This window comes from Neorhizobium alkalisoli, assembly GCF_002968635.1.
Taxonomy (GTDB): Bacteria; Pseudomonadota; Alphaproteobacteria; order Rhizobiales; family Rhizobiaceae; genus Neorhizobium; species Neorhizobium alkalisoli.
Genome location: NZ_PVBN01000012.1, coordinates 74813 through 93812 on the forward strand (window position 1 = coordinate 74813; position 19000 = coordinate 93812).

At 61.6% G+C, this 19000-nt stretch carries 22 protein-coding genes and 1 pseudogene; 9 read left to right on the forward strand and 14 right to left on the reverse strand.

Annotation, left to right across the window (positions count from 1 at the left end):
* Both C5L13_RS22755 and hisC read right to left on the reverse strand, forming a co-directional pair.
* Positions 1-930: a prephenate/arogenate dehydrogenase family protein gene (locus tag C5L13_RS22755; protein WP_105385556.1), complete on the reverse strand. Its 930-nt coding sequence runs from the start codon at positions 928-930 to the stop codon at positions 1-3.
* A complete protein-coding gene (gene hisC, locus C5L13_RS22760; RefSeq protein WP_105385557.1) occupies positions 927-2036 on the reverse strand; it encodes a histidinol-phosphate transaminase in 1110 nt (369 codons plus the stop codon). The genes C5L13_RS22755 and hisC overlap by 4 nt, the downstream gene beginning before the upstream one ends.
* A 177-nt stretch (positions 2037-2213) precedes the next feature.
* Between hisC and C5L13_RS22765 the strand changes: the two genes are divergently transcribed.
* Positions 2214-2642 carry a nuclear transport factor 2 family protein gene (locus C5L13_RS22765; protein ID WP_158693510.1) on the forward strand — a complete coding sequence of 143 codons (429 nt, stop codon included), beginning with the start codon at positions 2214-2216 and terminating at the stop codon, positions 2640-2642.
* 16 nt (positions 2643-2658) lie between these two features.
* Here the strand turns inward: C5L13_RS22765 and C5L13_RS22770 are convergent, their stop codons facing one another.
* Positions 2659-3399, reverse strand: coding sequence for a class I SAM-dependent methyltransferase (locus C5L13_RS22770; protein WP_105385559.1), 741 nt, complete (start codon positions 3397-3399; stop codon positions 2659-2661).
* An 82-nt stretch (positions 3400-3481) separates the two neighbouring features.
* Between C5L13_RS22770 and gloB the strand changes: the two genes are divergently transcribed.
* Both gloB and C5L13_RS22780 read left to right on the forward strand, forming a co-directional pair.
* The gene (gene gloB / locus C5L13_RS22775; protein ID WP_105385560.1) at positions 3482-4252 is read left to right on the forward strand and encodes a hydroxyacylglutathione hydrolase; all 771 of its coding nucleotides are present in this window, start codon (positions 3482-3484) and stop codon (positions 4250-4252) included.
* A complete protein-coding gene (locus tag C5L13_RS22780; RefSeq protein WP_105385561.1) occupies positions 4253-4669 on the forward strand; it encodes a cupin domain-containing protein in 417 nt (138 codons plus the stop codon).
* 7 nt (positions 4670-4676) lie between these two features.
* On the opposite strand, the gene C5L13_RS22785 is transcribed toward C5L13_RS22780, so the two are convergent.
* Genes C5L13_RS22785 through C5L13_RS22795 form a run of 3 tightly spaced genes read right to left on the reverse strand, consistent with a single transcriptional unit; the run spans position 4677 to position 7061 of the window.
* Positions 4677-5330 (reverse strand): lysoplasmalogenase family protein, encoded by a 654-nt coding sequence (locus C5L13_RS22785; protein ID WP_105385562.1) that lies wholly within the window; start codon positions 5328-5330, stop codon positions 4677-4679.
* A gap of 35 nt (positions 5331-5365) precedes the next feature.
* A complete protein-coding gene (gene yddG, locus C5L13_RS22790) occupies positions 5366-6256 on the reverse strand; it encodes an aromatic amino acid exporter YddG (protein ID WP_105385669.1) in 891 nt (296 codons plus the stop codon).
* 31 nt (positions 6257-6287) lie between these two features.
* A complete protein-coding gene (locus C5L13_RS22795) occupies positions 6288-7061 on the reverse strand; it encodes a DUF3108 domain-containing protein (RefSeq protein ID WP_105385563.1) in 774 nt (257 codons plus the stop codon).
* 249 nt (positions 7062-7310) lie between these two features.
* Here C5L13_RS22795 and rpmB point away from each other — a divergent pair, with 249 nt between their 5' ends.
* Complete coding sequence (gene rpmB / locus C5L13_RS22800) at positions 7311-7601, forward strand: 50S ribosomal protein L28 (RefSeq protein WP_105385564.1); 291 nt, start codon at positions 7311-7313, stop codon at positions 7599-7601.
* Positions 7602-7715: 114 nt separating this feature from the next.
* On the forward strand, positions 7716-8354 hold the full coding sequence (locus C5L13_RS22805) for a VUT family protein (RefSeq protein WP_105385565.1): 639 nt from the start codon (positions 7716-7718) through the stop codon (positions 8352-8354).
* Positions 8355-8360: 6 nt separating this feature from the next.
* Here the strand turns inward: C5L13_RS22805 and C5L13_RS22810 are convergent, their stop codons facing one another.
* The 5 genes from C5L13_RS22810 to C5L13_RS22830 form a co-directional block, all read right to left on the reverse strand.
* The gene (locus tag C5L13_RS22810) at positions 8361-8909 is read right to left on the reverse strand and encodes an ATP-binding protein (protein ID WP_105385566.1); all 549 of its coding nucleotides are present in this window, start codon (positions 8907-8909) and stop codon (positions 8361-8363) included.
* Between the two features lie 73 nt (positions 8910-8982).
* Positions 8983-9972: an esterase-like activity of phytase family protein gene (locus C5L13_RS22815; RefSeq protein WP_105385567.1), complete on the reverse strand. Its 990-nt coding sequence runs from the start codon at positions 9970-9972 to the stop codon at positions 8983-8985.
* An 8-nt stretch (positions 9973-9980) separates the two neighbouring features.
* Positions 9981-11879: a cobaltochelatase subunit CobT gene (gene cobT / locus C5L13_RS22820; RefSeq protein WP_105385568.1), complete on the reverse strand. Its 1899-nt coding sequence runs from the start codon at positions 11877-11879 to the stop codon at positions 9981-9983.
* Positions 11880-11894: 15 nt separating this feature from the next.
* Positions 11895-12887: a cobaltochelatase subunit CobS gene (gene cobS / locus C5L13_RS22825; protein WP_105385569.1), complete on the reverse strand. Its 993-nt coding sequence runs from the start codon at positions 12885-12887 to the stop codon at positions 11895-11897.
* Between the two features lie 61 nt (positions 12888-12948).
* Entirely contained in the window at positions 12949-13578 is a 630-nt protein-coding gene (locus C5L13_RS22830; RefSeq protein ID WP_105385570.1) for a J domain-containing protein, read from the reverse strand.
* Between the two features lie 103 nt (positions 13579-13681).
* Between C5L13_RS22830 and C5L13_RS22835 the strand changes: the two genes are divergently transcribed.
* Positions 13682-13963, forward strand: a complete 282-nt coding sequence (locus C5L13_RS22835; RefSeq protein ID WP_105385571.1) for a BolA family protein — start codon at positions 13682-13684, stop codon at positions 13961-13963.
* A gap of 59 nt (positions 13964-14022) precedes the next feature.
* On the opposite strand, the pseudogene C5L13_RS22840 reads toward C5L13_RS22835, so the two are convergent.
* The 3 genes and pseudogenes from C5L13_RS22840 to C5L13_RS22850 all read right to left on the reverse strand — a co-directional run.
* Positions 14023-14889, reverse strand: a pseudogene (locus C5L13_RS22840) (HlyC/CorC family transporter); the annotation flags it as partial.
* Positions 14890-14906: 17 nt separating this feature from the next.
* Positions 14907-16049, reverse strand: a complete 1143-nt coding sequence (gene aroB / locus C5L13_RS22845) for a 3-dehydroquinate synthase (RefSeq protein WP_205836877.1) — start codon at positions 16047-16049, stop codon at positions 14907-14909.
* A complete protein-coding gene (locus C5L13_RS22850) occupies positions 16046-16645 on the reverse strand; it encodes a shikimate kinase (RefSeq protein WP_105385671.1) in 600 nt (199 codons plus the stop codon). The genes aroB and C5L13_RS22850 overlap by 4 nt, the downstream gene beginning before the upstream one ends.
* A gap of 144 nt (positions 16646-16789) precedes the next feature.
* Between C5L13_RS22850 and C5L13_RS22855 the strand changes: the two genes are divergently transcribed.
* The 3 genes from C5L13_RS22855 to C5L13_RS22865 all read left to right on the forward strand — a co-directional run bounded on the left by C5L13_RS22855 (position 16790) and on the right by C5L13_RS22865 (position 18921).
* Positions 16790-16948: a hypothetical protein gene (locus tag C5L13_RS22855; RefSeq protein WP_105385573.1), complete on the forward strand. Its 159-nt coding sequence runs from the start codon at positions 16790-16792 to the stop codon at positions 16946-16948.
* Between the two features lie 12 nt (positions 16949-16960).
* Positions 16961-17905, forward strand: a complete 945-nt coding sequence (gene xerD / locus C5L13_RS22860) for a site-specific tyrosine recombinase XerD (RefSeq protein ID WP_105385574.1) — start codon at positions 16961-16963, stop codon at positions 17903-17905.
* Positions 17906-17967: 62 nt separating this feature from the next.
* Entirely contained in the window at positions 17968-18921 is a 954-nt protein-coding gene (locus C5L13_RS22865) for an acetyl-CoA carboxylase carboxyltransferase subunit alpha (RefSeq protein ID WP_105385575.1), read from the forward strand.
* The last annotated feature ends 79 nt before the right edge of the window (positions 18922-19000 follow it).

Consider the following 19000-nt stretch of genomic DNA (forward strand, 5'->3'; position numbering starts at 1 on the left):
CTATTTCTTCTGGTCGAGTGCGTGGCGCCCAAAATCCGGCGCGTCCACGTCCTGACCGGCCTGGACGATCGAACGGCGGATGGCGCGGGTGCGGGTGAAGAGCTCGAACAGCTTGTCACCCTCTCCCCAGCGGATGGCCCGCTGCAGATAAGCGAGGTCCTCTGAAAACCGCGCCAGCATTTCCAGGATCGCGTCTTTGTTGTGCAGGCAGACGTCGCGCCACATGGTGGGATCGGAGGCCGCCAGACGCGTAAAATCGCGGAAGCCGGAGGCGGAATACTTGATCACTTCCGATTCCGTAACCGTCTCGAGATCATCAGCCGTCCCGACGATATTATAGGCAATGATATGCGGCAGGTGCGAGACGATCGCCAGCACCTTGTCGTGATGCTGCGCATCCATCTCGTCGATCAGCGAGCCGAGCGCCATCCAGAACGCCTTGAGCTTGTCGAGCGCCGCCTGGTCCGTTCCCGGCAACGGCGTAAAGATGCACCAGCGGTCACGAAAGAGGCCCGTAAAACCCGCATCCGGACCGGACTTTTCGGTACCGGCGAGCGGATGACCGGGGATAAAGTGCACGTTTTCCGGCATATGCGGTGCCATCTGCGCAATGACGGAGGCCTTGGTCGAACCCACATCGGTAACGATGGCGCCCGGTTTGAGATTGCCGGCGATCTGCTTTGCAACCTCTTCCGACGCACCGACAGGCACGGAGACGATCACCAGGTCGGCATCCCGTACCGCTTCCGCCGCAGATGCGGTATAGCGGTTGCCGAGTTCAAGCTCTTCAGCCCGCCGCAACGTCTCGGCGCTTCGGCTCGATATGACCACTTCGCCTGCAAGACTGAGCTCCCGGACGTCGCGTGCGATCGACGATCCGATGAGGCCGATGCCGATCAGCGCGATCCGGTCGAAATGCGGCGTGCTCATGCGCTTTTGCCCATAAATTCACCGAGCGTTTCGATGACGCCGCGATTGGCTTCTTCCGAGCCGACCGTCATGCGCAGGGCGTTCGGGAAGCCATACCCTTTCACCGCGCGGAGAATGTAGCCGCGGCTCGTCAGGAAGGCGTCGGCGTCGGTGGCGCGCTTGCCGTCGATGTCAGGGAAATGGATCAGCACGAAATTAGCGACCGAGGGAGTCACCGTCAGGCCAAGCGCTTCGAGGGCATGCGTCAGCTTGCCGAGCCACAGCAGATTGTGCTCGACAGCCTGTTCGACGAAAGCCTGGTCACGGATCGCCGCCGCACCGGCGGCGATGGCCGGCGCATTCATGTTGAACGGGCCACGAACGCGGTTCAACGCGTCGAGAATGCCGGCAGGACCATACATCCAGCCGATACGCAGCGCCGCAAGACCGTAGACCTTCGAGAAGGTGCGGGTCATGACGACGTTGCGGTTCGAAGATACCAGTTCGAGGCCGGCTTCGTAGTCGTTCTTCCGCACGTATTCGGCATAGGCGGCGTCGAGCACCAGGATGACATGCTTCGGCAGGCTGGCATGCAGTCGGCGGATGTCGGCGACCGGGACATAGGTGCCGGTAGGATTGCCCGGATTGGCGATGAAGACCATTTTGGTCTTGTCAGTCACGGCGGCGAGGATCGCGTCGACATCGACGGCGCAGTCCTTCTCCTTGACGACCACGGGCGTTGCGCCCGCTCCCATGATCTGGATCTTGTAGACGAGGAAGCCGTGCTCGGTGATGATCGCCTCGTCGCCGGCGCCGAGATAGACGTGACAAAGCAGGCCGAGAAGCTCGTCCGAGCCGTTACCGCACATGATGTTCGCGACATTGAGGCCGTGTACCAAAGCAATCGCTTCGCGCAGCGCCAGCGCCTGACCGTCCGGATAGAGTTCGAGATTGCCGGCGGCCTGTCTGAAAGCTTCGATGGCCTTCGGGCTCGGGCCCAGGGGGGTCTCGTTGGAAGAGAGCTTGAAGACCCGAGCGACACCCGGAGCATGTTCCTTGCCGGGCACATAGGCGGCGATATCCAGAATGCCTGGACGCGGAACGGGCTCATTGGTGGCGATGTTCATCGGATCAACCTTTTCGGAATGCCTTTTTGGCGGGTGATCCAGTGGCATTAAAGCCGAAAACGGCCTTTGTCGAGAGATGCCGGTTTCTGCCACCCATTCGATTTCTTGATGTCCGGTTGTCGGAAATGCCGCCGGCCATACGTCTTTGAGAAGACCGAAACATCAAGGAGCAAAAACATGAGCGTTGGAGATCATGACGATATCAGGGTGTTGCTGGACAATTGGGCGCAGGCCCTGCGTGACAAGGACGCCGATGCGATCATCGCCTGCGAGTCCCCCAGCATCCGCGCATTCTCGCTTGCTCCGCCTCTGGAAACGATCGGGCACGACAGAGCCGGTTTGCAGGCATGGCTGGACACCTGGGAAGGCGGCCTGGAGTTCGAGATCCGGAATACCGATCTTCGCCTCGGAGGCGACATTGCATGGTGCAGCGCGCTTGCGCGCCTCGCCGGCAGAAAGATCGGCACGGGAGAAAGCGGCCTCTGGTTTCGCCTGACCGTCACCTTCGCCCGCGAGGACGGCCGCTGGAAGATCGCCCATACGCACGAATCCGTGCCCTTCTCGATGGAGGGACAGCCGCTTGCGCTTTTCGACCTGAAGCCGTGAAGCCCAAAGGCAGGACTTAACGCGTTCGCGTTGTCGGCACGCCTCTAGGGGCTAGCACAGGAACGAAGACGCGGCGGGAAGCGCGGGCTGCGACCGGCAGGCCCTGATAGAGGCGCTTTTGCGCTTCCAATACGATGACCCCGGAAAAGACCGGCCAGAAGCGCCGACCCATGCGCTCGAAGACCTGGCGCAGCCGCAGCACCGCACGAATCTTGGACGGCGGAAAGAACAGCGCCTCGGCGCTCGCTCCCGGCGTGAAATTCGTCTCGCGCAGCAGCGAGGTGAGCTGGCCCCTCGAATAGGGCCTGCCCGACCCGAACGGCGTATGCTCCATGCGCGCCCAGACCCCACGCCGATTGGGGACAACGATGACGAGCCGCCCCCCCGGCGCCAATATGCGCCAGACCTCCTTCAGCGTCTCCCGCGGATTTTCGGCAAATTCCAGCGAATGCACCATAAGCACGCGGTCGATCGACGAGTCCGGCAAAGGCAGTTCTTCGTCGAAAACCAGTGCCGTCGACGACAGTTCGCCGACCGGCCAATTCACCGCACCCTGCCCCGCCGGCATGAAGGCGAAGGTCCGCTCCGTATCGGCGCGGAAGCGATCGAGATAGGGGACTGCATAGCCGAGGCCGACCAACCGTTCCTCCGGCAGGCGCGCCCAAAGCGAAGCAAGCGCCATCACGATCGACTGTTCGGCGAAGCGGCCGAGCAGCGAATGATAGAATTCGCGAAGATCCACGATGTCGACGGACAAAATGCTGACCTATGATGGTTGGACTTCGGTTGAGCAGTCTCTACATTGTTGCGCAAAGAGATTTGAGCAATAGGGGCAATGTATGAAACCACTGGAACTCGAAGTTTTTTCATGCCGAAGCGATAATTACGGCGTCCTGGTTCATGATCCGGAAAGCGGCCTCACGGCTTCGATCGACGCGCCCGAGGAAAAACCCGTTCTCGACGCCGCAACCCGCCGCGGCTGGAAAATCACGCATATCTTCACGACCCATCACCACACCGACCATGTGGAAGCAAATCTGGCGTTGAAGGAGAGATTCGGGCTCGAGATCATCGGCCCCTTCAATGAGGCGGTCGCGATCCCCGGTCTCGACAAGACGATGGCGGACGGCGACGAATTTAAGTTCGGTGAGCATCTGGTGCGGGTCTTCGAAACACCGGGCCATACGGCCGGCCACATCTGCTACCATTTCCCGGACGACAAGATCCTCTTTGCAGCCGACACGCTGTTTGCACTCGGTTGCGGCCGGCTGCTGGAGCGTCCCGCTGCCGACATGTGGCATTCGCTGCAGAAGCTTGCCGTCCTGCCGGACGAGACCGCCATCTATTTCGGCCATGAATACACGCTCACCAACGCCAAGTTCGCCTTGACCATCGATCCCGACAACCCCCGTCTGCGCACCCGGGCCAAGGAGATCGAAGAACGGCGGGCGGCGGGCAAATTCACGATCCCGACGATGATGGGCCTGGAAAAGGAGACCAATCCCTTCCTGCGCGCCGCCGATCCGGCCATCCGCAGAAATCTGCTGATGGAAGGGAAGTCCAACGAAGAGGTCTTTGCCGAAATCCGCAAGCGCAAGGACAACTTCTAAGTGGGAGCCGCAGAGATCATCGAAGCGCTCGGCATGCAGCGGCATCCGGAGGGCGGTTGGTACGTGGAAACCTTCCGGGATTCCAGCGGCGGCGCTCGCGGTCATTCGACGGCGATCTACTATCTGCTTCAGGCAGGCGAACGGTCCCATTGGCACCGGGTGCGGGATGCCGCCGAGATCTGGCACTTCTATGCGGGCGATCCGTTGCTCCTTCGGATCTCGGATGGAATGAGCGTACAGACGGTCACGCTTGGCATCGAATTGGGTAAAGGCGAACGGCCGCAGGCAGTCGTGCCCGCGGATGCGTGGCAGGCGGCGGAGCCGCTCGGCAGCTTCACGCTCGTCGGCTGCACCGTCGCGCCCGGTTTCGAGTTCTCGAGCTTCGAGATGGCCGCGCCCGGTTGGGAGCCGGGCTGAAGCATCCCTAAAAACCCGGCAACCCGGCAAAAGCGAAGGTAAAAACGGACTGGGCCGTATAGTAGGTGGCCCAGATAAAGCGCTTCAGCCTCTTCATTACAGGATCGTGCCGCTTCAGCAGGAATTTTTGGATTGCGAGCCCCGCATCCGACATGACGAAAAGCGCGGCTCCCACAGACGGAAGGATGGGCTTCACGGCCAGTGCGGAAAGCGCCATCGCGACTATGGCCGCCGCGTAGACGACGACAGGTGCGACGAGAGGCCCGGCAGGTCGCCAAAGCAGGAGGAGCAACATCGCCGTAAGAACCACGAAGAACCAGGCGGCCGCATAACGCCATGCGCTTGCGGTGATCAGCGAAGGTTCGATCGAGGGCCAGAAGAGCGCGACCAAGGCAAGATGCGCGACAAGGAAGGCTGCAAGACCGGCAAGAAAGGGCGACCGGCCGTCATAGGCGAGGCAGGCGTCGCCCAGCGCAGCGAGGGCCAGCGCGGCCACAAGGAGCAGCGGCCCGCCGGCCGACAGGGCATACACCGCCAGCAGTGCCACCGGCAATGTCTTCAACGCGGTGCGAAAATGACCTGCCGGCCTCTCCAGCCAACGGAAATAGAAGAGTGCGGACGCCACGGAAGCGGCAAGCACAACAGACAAAAAGATGGACATCTCTCCCCCCAACGCCCCCGAATCTCCGGGGACGCCTATTCAGCAATAGCCTCCCCGCCGGCCGGCTTCGGCCGCAACATGTCGCGTGCCGCGAGCACCGCTCCGCCTGTGATCAGCAGGCAGGCGACCAGGATGCGCCAGTCGGGCGCCGCAAAACCGGATGCGACGAGGATCAGTGTCGATAGAAGCGGTGCCGCATAGCTCGCCGCTCCGATGATCTGGATGTCGCCGTTCTTCACACCGTAATCCCAGGCGTAGAAGGCCGCGCCGACCGGTAGCAGGCCGAGGCCGACGATCGCTGCCCATTCGCCGATATCGGCAGGCCAGACCGTCGTCTCGATTGCCAGATGGCAGATCAGCGACAGGGCGGACGTCGCGAGGCAGAAGCCCGTCACCACATCCGTCGATACGCGATCGAAGCGCCGCGTCAGCAGCGAATAGCCGGACCAGGCGAACGCGCAAAGGAAAGCCGCCCCATAACCAAGGGTATAGGCGCCATCGAAGGAGAGGCCGTTGCGGGAGACGATGGTTATCGTGCCAAGAAGCCCGGAAATCGCGCCGGCCAGGTGATACCAGCGCAGCCTTTCTCCCGGCAGCAAAGCCGAACCGACGACGATGAAGAGCGGCCAGAGATAGGCGATCAGGCCAGCCTCGACGGCCGGCGCGTTCCTGAGTGCGGTAAAATAGAGAAAGTGATAGCCGAAGAGCCCGCCGATTCCGGTGATCCAGACCTTGGGCGATTGCCGGAGCAGCCGGATACGCTGGGGCCGAAAGATGAAGAGGACGATACCGGGCAAACTACCGATGGCGAAGGTGACGGCGGAGAGTTGGAAAGGCGGCATCTTGCCGGACGCAGCCGTCATCAGGGCCAGAAGCGACCACATAAGGATCGCCGTGAAGCCGATCAGTGTTCCCCGGATTTTCACCCCTGCCCCCTCGACGCCGTTGGGCGTCACCTCAACCGCCGTATTTCACGGCCGTCACATAGACCTGCCCCATCCGCGTGGGAATGCGGGCATAGACGGGAGCATATACATTCGCGGACTGTGCCTTGGCAAACCAGATTTCCATCGGCGTCTTCTTCAGATACTCGATATCGCTGCGTCCGCGCCGGAAGCCGGATTTGGGCACATAGCGGATGGAGCAGACGATCGCCTCGCCGGTGAACCCCCGGGTCGAAAAGGGTTTGGTGCCCTTCAGCGTCAGAACGAGATCCATGCGCGACTCGCCGTCATAGATTGGCAGGCGGCTCGGGCAGACCTTGGAATTGGCGGGAAAGATGAGACCGCTCAAGGGATCGAGCACGGATCGAAGGTCGCTGTCCGTCACCGGGATCCAGTTTTTCGGATTGCGTTTCGGCTCCGGCTTGACCGTCGTCTCGGTCACGTCGCCGTTGCGGTATGCCACGTCATAGACGCGGGTGCGCTTGCCGGCACTGTAGACCAGGTTGTAACGATCCGCCTGCAGCTTGTTGTCCAGCATGCGTCCGTTCACGCTGGTCTCGGCGGAAATTCGGCTGATGATGTCGACGATTCCCGCCGATTTGAATGTCCCGGTGATCCTGTAGGCGCTGTCATCGAATTCGCTGGCAAAGGAAGCCCTGGCAATCGGCAAAATGCCCAGCTTGATGTCATATTCGCTGACATGCCGAATTTCGGCCGAGCCGAGCGAGGCGGTTCCAAATCCGAAGATGAGAATGGATGCGCTGACGAAACGGCCTAGAAGGATCATGACTTGCCCTGAACGACGAGGACGCCGAAAGCGCCGCCCCGCGCACATATAGACTGGCCATAGTGGCAAGAAAATAGCGGCCTGAAGCAGGCGCCCATGGAATCTCTTGAGTAGGGGGCAAGGTTTTGGCTTGACTGGACGGGCCTCACTGACTATAGAACCGCAACTTTCCAATCAGGACCAATTGGATCGGCGCGCCGGGCATTGTCCGGAAGTACCATCCGATTGCAGAAGAACAAAGGTGTATCCATGTCTCGTGTGTGCGAACTGACCGGCAAGGGCGTTCAGACCGGCAACAACGTAAGCCACGCCAACAACAAGACCCGCCGCCGGTTCCTGCCGAACCTTTGCCAGGTCACGTTGATCTCCGACGCTCTCGGCCAGCGCTTCCGCCTGCGCGTTTCTGCGCACGCCCTGCGTTCGGTCGAACATCGTGGCGGCCTTGACGCCTTCCTGCTCAAGTCCGACGAAACCGACCTGTCGATGCGCGCTCGTCTGCTGCGCCGCCAGATCGCCAAGAAGACTGCCGAAGCCGCTTAATAGCTTCGCCATCTCATCATCCGGCTTGAGGAAGGCTTGAACGGGTAGAACCGTACAGGCCTTTTCTCTTGTCTTCACATCCCTCCAACTGGTGGCATCACCCAGGATAAAAAAATGCTGAGCTCCCGCTATACCCTTATCTATGCCCTGCTCATGGCGGCCGTTGTCGTTGCCTCCAATTTCCTCGTCCAGTTTCCCGTCATGGGAACGTTGTGGGGCATCGCACTCGGCGATCTCCTGACCTGGGGCGCTTTCATCTATCCCGTCGCATTCCTGGTCACCGATCTGGCCAACCGGCAGTTCGGCCCGGCTGTTGCACGCCGCGTCGTGCTGGTCGGCTTCGTCGTCGGCGTGACGCTTTCCTTCCTGGCGGCCCCTTCGCGAATCGCCATCGCTTCGGGCACCGCCTTCCTGATCGGCCAGCTTCTCGACATCTCTGTCTTCAACGAGCTCCGCCGCCAGACCTGGTGGCGTGCGCCGCTGGCAGGCTCCCTCCTCGGCTCCGCCCTCGATACCTTGCTGTTCTTCTCGCTGGCCTTCGCTCCGATCTTCGCCTTCATCGGTCCGAACGAGGATTTTGCGATCTCCGCGGCTCCGATCCTCGGCGCCTTCGCAACCGAAGCTCCGCGGTGGATTTCCTGGGCACTTGGCGACCTCGTCGTCAAGATCCTGGTCGGCGTGGTGTTGCTGCTGCCCTATGGTGCGTTGATGAACACCCTGAAGCCCATGCCGCAGGTTGCCCCCGCCCGCTGACGAAAGCTAGCGATCGACAACGGCCGGGTGACCGGTGACGCGAACAACAAGCTCATCGAGCGGCCGCGACGAATCCAGTCGCAGAACGGGCGCGGCTTGCGTCGCCAACCATGCCTCATGGGCAGCGAGGCTGCGGCGTTCCGGTCCGCCGGTGTCGTAGCTTTCCGCCCATTCCAGGAACTCCCGGCTTTTCTCGGCCATGTCGCCGCCGGGCAGGATGCGATTGCCGTAGCGGGCTTCTTCCCGCCGCCTGATCCGTTCCATGCGAAGCACGGGATCGATCGTCAGGAAGACGATCAGATCGTAAAGCGGCTCGATCGGCGTCGCCCATTTCAGGCCCGAGCCGGACAGAACCCATCCTTCGTCCGGCGTCGCCTGCTCCCGCAGCATGGCGACACGCTCCGCGACGTCTCTCGGGGTAGTGAAGGGCGGATCGGTCGACAGCCAGAAGAAGTGGTCGGTGTCCAGATGCGGAACCCCGAGCCTTCCGGCCAGCGCCGCCCCGAGCGATGTCGTGCCCGAGCCGGACGCTCCCATGACGTGAATATGGGCCATCGTTGCCTCCTCCCCCTTCTCGCAAGCGCCAGAGGCCTTATCGAAATCATGTGACAGCTATTTAGGCCACCCCTCAGGGAAGCAGCCGGAATTCCAGCATCACGTTGCGCTGCAGGATGTTGCCGTTGTCGTCGGACACGATGACGAGATGCGGTTTTCCGTCCGGCCCGGAGATCACATCGAGCCCCTCCATGTTGTCGATCGCATAGCCCATATCGGCCTCGATCAGCGTCTCGCCATCGACCACGGCACCCGGACGGATGGCTTCCGCCTTGATCCGGCGAATGCGCATGCCGAGGCCGCCGAGATAACTGAAGCGGCGCTCGAGCAGCAGGAAATCGCCGTTGGGAAGAAACGCCCCGTCCGTCGCGTCGTAGGGATCATGACGAACAACCTTGAAGACACCTTTCAGCGGCCCCTCCAGGACTGCCGCGAAAAGGTTGCCTTGGTCATCGAGACTGTGCTCCGTAACGACTACCAGCGAGCCCTTCAGCGGGCCGGCCTCCGGCGACGCCGCCACGGTTTCCATGCCAGCGTTCATCCGGAATTCCCGGCGAGGAATGGGATTGTCGAGCGTCGTCAGCGGTCCGGATTGTTCGAAGCCGGGATCCGGATAGACATCGACGCGATGCAGTTGCTCGAAGCCGACGGCCGCCTGCCCTTTCCGAAGGGCCAGCCCCTCGGCATCCGAATTGTATTTGGAGCCGACACGACCGCCGCGGATGAGGATCGGGTTGATCGAGAGATCCGCCAGCCCGGAAAGGCGTCCTGATGCATCGCGCTCGATCCGGCCGGTCAGCCACTCACCCGTATCGAGTACGGAAACGAAGTTTCTTCCGTCCGGGCGAAACCGGATCGCCGACAAGGATTGCAGCCGTCCGTCCGACGAAGAGAACTGAATGCCCCCGAGGAACTCCAGGGAACCGAACCGCGTCTCCTTCGAGCCCGCCTTGAATTGGGTAATCGCTCGAGCAGTGATGGGCACGGTTTCAGTCGCCGGCGCAACCGGTGACGCCAGGATGCCATAAATGCCGAGGCAAAGGGCGAAGCGCGCAAGCTTCAAAGGAGACCTCAGCTTGCCCGACGCATACGGCCGGCAGGCTTGCCGCCCTTTTCCGCAAACAGTTCGGCAAGCTGCTCGGTCATCGCGCCGGCAAGTTCGTCCGCGTCCACGATCGTCACGGCCTTGCGGTAATACCGGGTCACATCGTGGCCGATACCGATCGCCAAGAGTTCCACCGGCGAACGGGTCTCGATCTGCTCGATGACCGCCCGCAGGTGCCGTTCGAGATAATTGCCCGGATTGACCGACAGCGTCGAATCATCGACCGGCGCGCCGTCGGAGATCATCATCAGAATCTTGCGCTGCTCCGGACGATGGATCAGGCGCTGGTGCGCCCACATCAGAGCTTCGCCGTCGATATTCTCCTTGAGCAGTCCCTCACGCATCATCAGACCGAGATTGCGGCGGGAGCGGCGCCAGGGCGCATCGGCGGATTTGTAGACGATGTGGCGAAGGTCGTTGAGGCGGCCGGGCGTGGCGGGCTTTCCGCTCGCCAGCCATTTTTCACGCGACTGCCCGCCCTTCCAGGCCTTCGTGGTGAAGCCGAGGATTTCCACCTTGACGCCGCAGCGTTCCAGCGTCCGGGCAAGAATGTCCGCGCAAGTGGCAGCGACCGTGATCGGCCGGCCGCGCATCGAGCCCGAATTGTCGATGACGAGCGAAACGACCGTGTCGCGGAACTGCGTGTCGCGCTCCTTCTTGAAGGAAAGCGGCTGCATCGGATCTATGATCAGGCGCACGAGACGCGCCGGGTCGAGATAACCTTCTTCCAGGTCGAAATCCCAGGAACGGTTCTGCTGCGCCATCAAACGGCGCTGCAGGCGGTTTGCAAGCCGGCCGACCGCGCCCTGCAGATGAGCGAGCTGTTTGTCGAGGAAGGCGCGCAGGCGATCGAGTTCGGACTCGTCGCATAGCTCCTCGGCCGTGACCTCTTCATCGAACTCCTGGGTGAAGATCTTGTAATCGACCTTCTCGTTGAAATCGTCGAACGGGCTGTTGGGCCGGCGCGTTTCGCCAGGGGTCTCGGAATGCTCATCGCTATCTTCCGACATATCCTCGTCGGACATTTCGGCGCCGTCCATCTCGCCGTCGTCGAGCTCCTCGTCGGCTGCCTCGCTCTGGTCGGCAGGCGCGGCATCCGAGCCTGCCTCTTCCTCGACCTCTTCGTTCTCGGTCTCGCCGCTGCGGGGCTGGTCCTCCTCGCTCGGATTCTCCATTTCCTCCGGCTCGGTGTCCTCGTCCGCAAACTCCTCCGCCATCTGCATGGAGGTGAGCATGTGACGCACGAGCTTGGCGAAGGCCTGCTGGTCTTCGATGACGTCCCGGAGGTTGTCGAGATCGCCAGCCGCCTTGTCCTCGATGAAAGGCCGCCAGAGATCGAGCACCTTGCCGGCGCTGGCGGGAGGCTTGATGCCCGTCAGCTTTTCGCGCACCAGCATGGCGATAGCCTCACCGACGGGTGCATCTTCCTGACGTTCGACGCCGGAGAAATTCGCCTTGGCGTATTTTTCCGTCTGCATGGCGCTCAGATTGGCGGCGACGCCGGCCATCCTGATGGCGCCGATGGATTCCACCCTCGCCTGCTCCACCGCGTCGAACACCACGCGCGCATCGGCACCCTGGGGCGCCATGTTGGCATGGACGTTCGTGTCGTGGCACGCAAGCCGGAGCGCCATGGAATCGCCAAGGCCGCGGGTCACCGCCAGCTCGTGCGCCGTTGGCCGCTTGGAGATTTCCGGCAGGCGAATGCGCTCGCCGGCAATGCCCGGACGCTCGTTAGCGAACGAAACCTCAACCTCGCTGTCACCAGCGATCGAGCGCACGCAGCCGGTAATCGCCCGGCGCAACGGCTCCGTATCGACCGGACCGCCGGGCTTGGCTTTCGAATTGTCTCCGCGACCTGCCATGACGTTTTTCCGCGCTTACGCTCCAAGAACGATGTTGGCGGCGCTTTCCTTCAGTTCGATGCCGAAGGCGCGCTGGTACTGCTCGGCCACCAGCGTACGCTCAAGCTCGTCGCACTTGTTGAGGAAGGTGATGCGGAAGGCAAATGCCAGGTCGCCGAAAATCTCGGCATTTTCCGCCCAGGTGATAACCGTGCGCGGGCTCATGACGGTCGAGAGATCGCCGTTAATGAAGGCCGAGCGGGTAAGGTCGGCCACGCGCACCATCTTGGAGACGGTTTCGCGGCCCTCGGCCGTCGCGCCGAAGCTCTTCACCTTGGCGGCAACGATATCGACTTCCTTCTCGTGCGGCAGATAGTTCAGCGTGGTCACGATCGACCAGCGGTCCATCTGCGCCTGGTTGATCTGCTGCGTGCCGTGATAGAGGCCGGTCGTATCGCCGAGGCCGACCGTGTTGGCGGTCGCGAAGATACGGAATGCCGGGTGAGGACGGATGACCCGGCTCTGGTCGAGCAGAGTCAGGCGGCCGGAAGATTCCAGGACGCGCTGAATGACGAACATCACGTCCGGGCGGCCCGCATCGTATTCGTCGAAGACGAGCGCGACATTGTGCTGGTAGGCCCAGGGCAGGATACCGTCCTTGAATTCGGTGACCTGCTTGCCGTCCTTCAGGACGATCGCGTCCTTGCCGACGAGGTCGATACGGCTGACATGGCTGTCGAGGTTGACGCGCACGCACGGCCAGTTGAGGCGGGCTGCAACCTGCTCGATATGGGTCGACTTGCCGGTTCCGTGAAAGCCGGACACCATGACGCGTCGGTTATGCGCAAAGCCTGCGAGAATAGCGAGGGTCGTGTCGCGGTCGAAAAGATAGTCGGGGTCGAGATCCGGAACGTATGGATCGCCGTTGCTGTATGCCGGAACCCTGAGATCGGTATCGATGCCGAAGGCTTCCCGAACCGAAACGGTGGTATCGGGAAGGTTGGAAATGTCTAGATCAATCTTACTCATCATCTCTCCAAGGCGCGAGCCGCCGCCCGGCCGTCGTCCTCACTGCCATAATTTTTACGGCTTAGCAGAAACCCGCCTGCTTCAACAACTGATATGCTTGAATAACGGCGCGAAAACGTTCCTCAGAACCGCGGTCTCCGCCGTTTGCATCCGGGTGGTGCTTCTTGACCAGTTCCTTGTAGCGGCTCTTGATCTCGCTGCCCGTGGCATTGGCGGCCAGGCCCATCGTATCGAAAGCCTTCGCCTCGAGAGTCTTGAGCTTGCGCCCCTGCGTCTGGAAGCGCGATCCACCCCCGGTGCGGGCCTGAGATACGAAGCCGAAGGGGTCCTTGAACCGCTGCTGCGCGCCCGGAGCCCCCGAGCGGGCCGTGGTATGCAGCGGCGCATCCTTGGCAGCCTTGTTGACGCCGACGGTCCAGGTGGGACGGTGGCCGGTGATCGCTTCTTTCTGGTAACGCGCGATCTCCGTGTCCGAGAGGCCGGAGAAATAATTGTAGCCTTTGTTGTATTCCTTGACATGCTCAAAGCAGAACAGGAAGAACTGGCCCTCGGCATTGCGGCCCACGGGTGCGCGATGGACGCCGGGCTTGTCGCAGCCGTCCCATTGACAGGTTGGAGCCTGGACAGGCGCTTCCTGCTCCCTGTTCCGGCGCGTCCGGATACGGTCAAAATATTTGGAGTCGAGTTTCATAAGGCCCTCATTATGGGGTGGCGGACAGGGCGCGACAAGAATTGACAAAGCGCTTTCTTACTGGTTTGTGGGATGCCCCTCTTGCATTGCAACGGAGCCAGATATGTCCGCCCGAGACCGCATCGAAGCCACGCTTGCTGAACATCTCGAACCGGAACGGCTGTTCGTCATCGACGAAAGCCAGCAGCACGCCGGTCATCAGCCGAGTTTCACGGGAGCGGAGGGGACCCACATGCGTGTCCGCATCGTCTCGGGGAAATTTTCAGGAATGAGCCGGATCGACCGGCACCGGATGGTCAATGCGCTTCTGAAGCCGGAACTCGACGCTGGCCTGCACGCCCTCGCGGTAGAGACGGCGGCACCCGGCGAACCGACACGGTGGTGATGGGGCTTAGATAGGAGCGGACGCCCCCCGCGGGCAAGGGACGCCGAGCGGTGGGAAGTCTACTCCGCCGGCAGCGTCGCATCTTCCGCCGGACGGACGCGCAGCCGGGTGATCCGGTTCTTCTCCCGCTTCATGACGATGAACCGTTTGCCGTAGAAGGTGAACGCCTGCCGCTCTTCCGGAATAAGTTTCGATTCATGAATGACGAGGCCGGCGATCGTCGTCGCCTCGGTGTCGGGCAAGCTCCAGTCGAGCGCGCGATTCAAGTCGCGGATCGGCACCGAACCGTCGACCACGATGGAACCGTCCGCCTCCTGGCGCACGCCCTGGATCTCGATATCGTGCTCGTCGGCGATATCGCCGACGATCTCCTCGAGAATATCCTCCAGGGTAACGATGCCCTGCACCTCACCGTATTCGTCGACGACGACAGCAAAATGCACCTTGCGGCGCAGGAAAGCGTTCAACTGATCCTTGAGGCTCGTGCTGTCCGGCACGAACCATGGCTTCTGGGCGATTTTGACTATTTCAATGCTTTCCGGCTGCACGTTCTGGTCTGCAAGAGCGCGGAGCAGGTCCTTGGCATGGATGACGCCGATGATATTCTCGGTCGAATTCCGCCAGACAGGCATGCGGGTATAGGGGCTTTCGAGCACCGTGCGCACCACGACTTCCGGCGGGTCGTCCGCATTGATCGCGCGCATCGCAGTACGGTGCTTCATGACATCCGAGACCTCGAGTTCTTCGAGTTCGAAGAGGCCGCTCAGACGGTCGCGGTCCTGCCGGTCGAAATTGCGGTCGCGATGCATCGCGTCGAGCGTCGCATGAAGATCGTCATGGCTGGAGAGCGTAAGAGTTTCCTGCGAGAGAGAAACGCCGAACGAACGAAGAAGCCCGCGGATCACCGCGTTGACAGCGCGCGAAAGCAGGCTTCCCTTGGATGTCATTTCGGCCGCTTTTCCTCCAGAAAACCGAGAACCTCGGAAGACGGCACGTCGTCAGCGACGAATGACTGGCCAATCCCGCGCGTCAGAATGAAGGTGAGCTTGCCGCTCTTGACCTTCTTGTCCTGCGTGATCGCCTCCAGAAGCCTCTCGGTCGGCGGCAATTCGCCGGGAATGTCATTCATCGAAGTCGGCAATCCGACGGCCTTCAGGTGCGCTGCGACGCGCTGGGCATCGTCCGGGCTCGCGAGATTGAGCCGTGCGGAGAACTGGTGCGCCAGAACCATGCCGATCGCCACGCCCTCGCCATGCACGAGCCGGCTGCTGTCATAGTCGGTTGCCGCTTCCAATGCATGCCCGAAGGTGTGACCGAGATTGAGAAGGGCACGCCTGCCGTTCTCGCGCTCGTCTTCCACGACCACGTCGGCCTTTGCCTGGCAACTCACGGCAATCGCTTCGATCCGCTCCGCGCCGCCGTCGAAGACGTGCTTCCAGTTCTTCTCGAGCCAGACGAAGAAATCAGGCTTGTCGATCAGCCCGTATTTGGCGACTTCCGCATAACCAGCGCGGAATTCCCGCACCGAAAGCGAATCGAGTGCGGCCGTATCGGCAAGGACGAGGTCGGGCTGGTGGAAAACGCCGAGCAGGTTCTTGCCGTGGCGGGTGTTGACGCCGGTCTTCCCCCCTACGGACGAATCGACCTGCGCCAGAAGCGTGGTCGGGATCTGCACGAAGCGCACGCCCCGCCGCACGATGCCCGCGGCGAAGCCGGCGAGATCGCCGATCACGCCGCCGCCGAGCGCAATCACCGCATCGTTTCGTTCGATCCGCGCCGAAAGCACCATGTCGGTAACTGTCGCAAGGTGCTCCAGGCTCTTGGTCTTTTCCCCCGCCGGCAATGTCAGCGATACCGCCTCGATGCCATCCGTCTGCAGGCTGTCCATCAGCGCTTCCAGATAAAGCGGCGCGACGTGTTCGTCGGTGATGATCGCAGCTTTCCGTCCCCTAAGCCGGGACGTGATCTCGCCGCCGGCGCGGCCAATCAGCCCGGGTCCGATCAGGATATCGTAGGCACGTTCGCCGAGCGGCACGTGCACAACGCGCTCCAGCGGGCGGTCTGGAGATCGGGACGACATATTCATTGCAATTCACCTTCACTGGCACGATTGCCGATGGCAACGATGGCGGCCAGCACCGCGTTGGCCATCACATCCTTGCGGACATTCTCCGACCGGACGGTCAGATCCGCCTCGGCATAGATCGGATATCGCTGGTTCATCAAATTCTCGAGCGTCTGCTTCGGGTTCTCGGTCTTGAGCAACGGTCGATGGTCGCGTTTGTTCACCCGTTCCCACAGGATATCGAGATCGGCTTCCAGCCAGACCGAGATACCGCCCGCCTTGATCTGTCGGCGGGTATTCTCATTGATGAAGGCGCCGCCGCCGGTGGAGACGACGCGTGGGCCATTCCTCAGGAGGCGCTCGATGACGCGCGTTTCCAATGCGCGGAACTCCACCTCCCCATAGGCCGCGAAGAGCTCGCTGATCGTCATGCGCGAAACCTTCTCGATCTCCGCATCGGTATCGATGAACGGGATCGACAGGCTCTGCGCCACCAGCCGGCCGATCACCGATTTTCCGGCGCCCATAAGGCCGACGAAAATCAGATTGCGCGAGCCGAGCACGGCGCGCGCCTGTTCGCTGAGTGTCGGGTCGGCGGAGGTAGCAACTTCAGTCATCATCGTAGTCCGTTTGAAAAACGGTATCGACAAATGCTTGGGCAGCGTCAAGTCATCGCCACCAAAGACGATGGAGGATTGTTTGTTCTTGCGGTTCCTTAAACCTTTATCGATATATTGCGTCGCAATGTCACGGAGTTCCCGATGCCCACCCTTTTCCGCTTCCTGTTCGTGCTGGCCGTGATTGCGGGCATCGTCTATGGAAGCATGGTGGCCCTCGTGACATTGGTTGAACCGCGCGAACGCGACGTCACGGTGCGCATCCCTTCGGAGCGGCTGAATCCGACCCCCGCGCAGAAGTAGCGAAAGACAGCGATGGCCGACCTTTCCCGCGCCCATATCGAAGCCTTTCTGGAAATGATGAGTGCCGAGAGGGGTGCGGCGGGCAATACGTTAGCGTCATACGAACGCGATCTCGAAGACCTCCATTCCTTCCTGGCTTCGATCGGGACTTCGCCGCTGGCCGCCGCCAGCAATAACCTTTCGGCCTATCTGACCCACCTCAGCAAACACGGTTTTGCCGCATCCTCCCAGGCAAGGCGGCTCTCCGCCATGCGGCAGTTCTACAAGTTCCTTTATGGGGAGGGACTGCGGGGCGATGATCCGACGGCAATCCTCGACGCGCCCAAGAAGGGCCGGACGCTGCCGAAGACTATGAGCGAGGACGAGGTAACGCGGCTGCTCGAGCTTGCGGCCAGGGAGGCCGGCGAACCCGAACCCGAACAGCTCGCACGCGTCAGAATGCTGGCGCTGCTCGAACTTCTCTACGCCACCGGCATGCGCGTCAGCGAACTCGTATCGCTGCCGGTAAAGGTCCTCGATCAGGAAGGCAGGTTCTTGATCATCAGGGGAAAAGGCAACAAGGAGCGTCTGGTCCCGCTCTCCCGCTCCGCCATCGCCGCCCTCAAGACCTATAGCGGCTTTCGACAGGCCGCGCTCGCCAAGACCGGCAACAGTCCCTGGCTTTTCCCTTCCGCAGGCAAGGAGGGCTATCTGCCGCGGCAAGTTTTCGCCCGCGATCTCAAGGCGCTTGCCGCGCGGGCGGGACTTAGAGCCGCCGCAATCTCTCCGCATGTGATGCGCCACGCCTTTGCCAGCCATCTTTTGCAGAACGGGGCGGACCTTCGCGTGGTACAGGAACTGCTTGGACATTCAGACATTTCCACCACGCAGATCTACACACATGTATTGGAAGAACGGCTGCGCGAACTGGTCGAAACGCATCACCCTCTTGCAAAACAGGCCAAAAACCGGGATTAGAGGCGCCAAACCGAAAGTGGGAACCCTCTTGTTCCCGAGATAACAACCGGAAACCGGATCTCATGCAGACCTATCTCGATTTCGAAAAGCCAATCTCGGACCTCGAGGGCAAGATCCACGAGCTCAAAAAGCTTGCCTCGGAAGACGAGAGCATCGACACGTCCGAAGAGATCGGCAGGCTCGAAAGCCGGGTCCGGGAAGCGACCAGAGAAATCTACGCCAAGCTTGGCGCCTGGGAAAAAACACAGGTCGCGCGCCATCCGCAGCGTCCCCACTTCCTGGACTACTCCACCAAGCTGTTTACGGACTTCACGCCGCTTGCTGGCGATCGCAATTTCGGCGAGGACGCCGCCATCCAATCCGGCCTTGCCCGCTTCAACGGCATGCCGGTGGCCGTCATCGGCCAGGAAAAGGGCCACGATACCAAGACGCGCCTCAAGCACAATTTCGGCAGCCCCCGCCCGGAAGGTTATCGCAAGGCGATCCGCGTCATGGAAATGGCCGACCGTTTCGGCCTGCCCGTGATCACGCTGGTGGATACCGCCGGTGCCTATCCGGGGGTCGGCGCAGAAGAACGTGGCCAGGCGGAAGCAATCGCCCGCTCGACGGAGATGTGCCTTGCCGTCAAGGTCCCCATGATTTCCATCGTCATCGGCGAGGGCGGCTCCGGCGGAGCGATCGCGATCGCCACCGGCAACCGCGTCTACATGCTCGAGCATGCCATCTATTCGGTCATTTCCCCGGAAGGTGCTGCCTCCATTCTCTGGCGTGATTCGACCCGCGCCCGCGAGGCGGCGACGAACATGAAGATCACCGCCGAAGACCTGAAGGGACTGGGCATCATCGACGAGATCATCCCCGAACCTCTCGGCGGCGCCCATCGCGAGCCCGACACGGTGATCGCCGCGACCGGCAAGGTGATCGCTTCGGCGCTTCAGGACATGAGCAACCTTTCGGGCGAAGAATTGAGGGCCGCACGCCGGCAGAAATTCCTCGATATCGGCCGCAACCTCTGATCCGTCGACGTTTGTCGCCGACGCAGCCAAATTTAGCCATATTGCTGATAACAGTGAAACTGGGACGGTTTCTCTAGAC

What these genes read in the sequence shown, in the direction of transcription:
- C5L13_RS22855 (WP_105385573.1), top strand. Translation starts at nt 16,790, where the DNA reads ATGCCCACCCTTTTCCGCTTCCTGTTCGTGCTGGCCGTGATTGCGGGC.
- C5L13_RS22810 (WP_105385566.1), bottom strand. Translation starts at nt 8,909, where the DNA reads ATGGCCCATATTCACGTCATGGGAGCGTCCGGCTCGGGCACGACATCG.
- C5L13_RS22755 (WP_105385556.1), bottom strand. Translation starts at nt 930, where the DNA reads ATGAGCACGCCGCATTTCGACCGGATCGCGCTGATCGGCATCGGCCTC.
- C5L13_RS22785 (WP_105385562.1), bottom strand. Translation starts at nt 5,330, where the DNA reads ATGTCCATCTTTTTGTCTGTTGTGCTTGCCGCTTCCGTGGCGTCCGCA.
- cobT (WP_105385568.1), bottom strand. Translation starts at nt 11,879, where the DNA reads ATGGCAGGTCGCGGAGACAATTCGAAAGCCAAGCCCGGCGGTCCGGTC.
- hisC (WP_105385557.1), bottom strand. Translation starts at nt 2,036, where the DNA reads ATGAACATCGCCACCAATGAGCCCGTTCCGCGTCCAGGCATTCTGGAT.
- aroB (WP_205836877.1), bottom strand. Translation starts at nt 16,049, where the DNA reads ATGAATATGTCGTCCCGATCTCCAGACCGCCCGCTGGAGCGCGTTGTG.
- C5L13_RS22765 (WP_158693510.1), top strand. Translation starts at nt 2,214, where the DNA reads ATGAGCGTTGGAGATCATGACGATATCAGGGTGTTGCTGGACAATTGG.
- cobS (WP_105385569.1), bottom strand. Translation starts at nt 12,887, where the DNA reads ATGAGTAAGATTGATCTAGACATTTCCAACCTTCCCGATACCACCGTT.
- C5L13_RS22865 (WP_105385575.1), top strand. Translation starts at nt 17,968, where the DNA reads ATGCAGACCTATCTCGATTTCGAAAAGCCAATCTCGGACCTCGAGGGC.
- xerD (WP_105385574.1), top strand. Translation starts at nt 16,961, where the DNA reads ATGGCCGACCTTTCCCGCGCCCATATCGAAGCCTTTCTGGAAATGATG.
- C5L13_RS22795 (WP_105385563.1), bottom strand. Translation starts at nt 7,061, where the DNA reads ATGATCCTTCTAGGCCGTTTCGTCAGCGCATCCATTCTCATCTTCGGA.
- C5L13_RS22805 (WP_105385565.1), top strand. Translation starts at nt 7,716, where the DNA reads ATGCTGAGCTCCCGCTATACCCTTATCTATGCCCTGCTCATGGCGGCC.
- rpmB (WP_105385564.1), top strand. Translation starts at nt 7,311, where the DNA reads ATGTCTCGTGTGTGCGAACTGACCGGCAAGGGCGTTCAGACCGGCAAC.
- C5L13_RS22830 (WP_105385570.1), bottom strand. Translation starts at nt 13,578, where the DNA reads ATGAAACTCGACTCCAAATATTTTGACCGTATCCGGACGCGCCGGAAC.
- gloB (WP_105385560.1), top strand. Translation starts at nt 3,482, where the DNA reads ATGAAACCACTGGAACTCGAAGTTTTTTCATGCCGAAGCGATAATTAC.
- C5L13_RS22835 (WP_105385571.1), top strand. Translation starts at nt 13,682, where the DNA reads ATGTCCGCCCGAGACCGCATCGAAGCCACGCTTGCTGAACATCTCGAA.
- C5L13_RS22850 (WP_105385671.1), bottom strand. Translation starts at nt 16,645, where the DNA reads ATGACTGAAGTTGCTACCTCCGCCGACCCGACACTCAGCGAACAGGCG.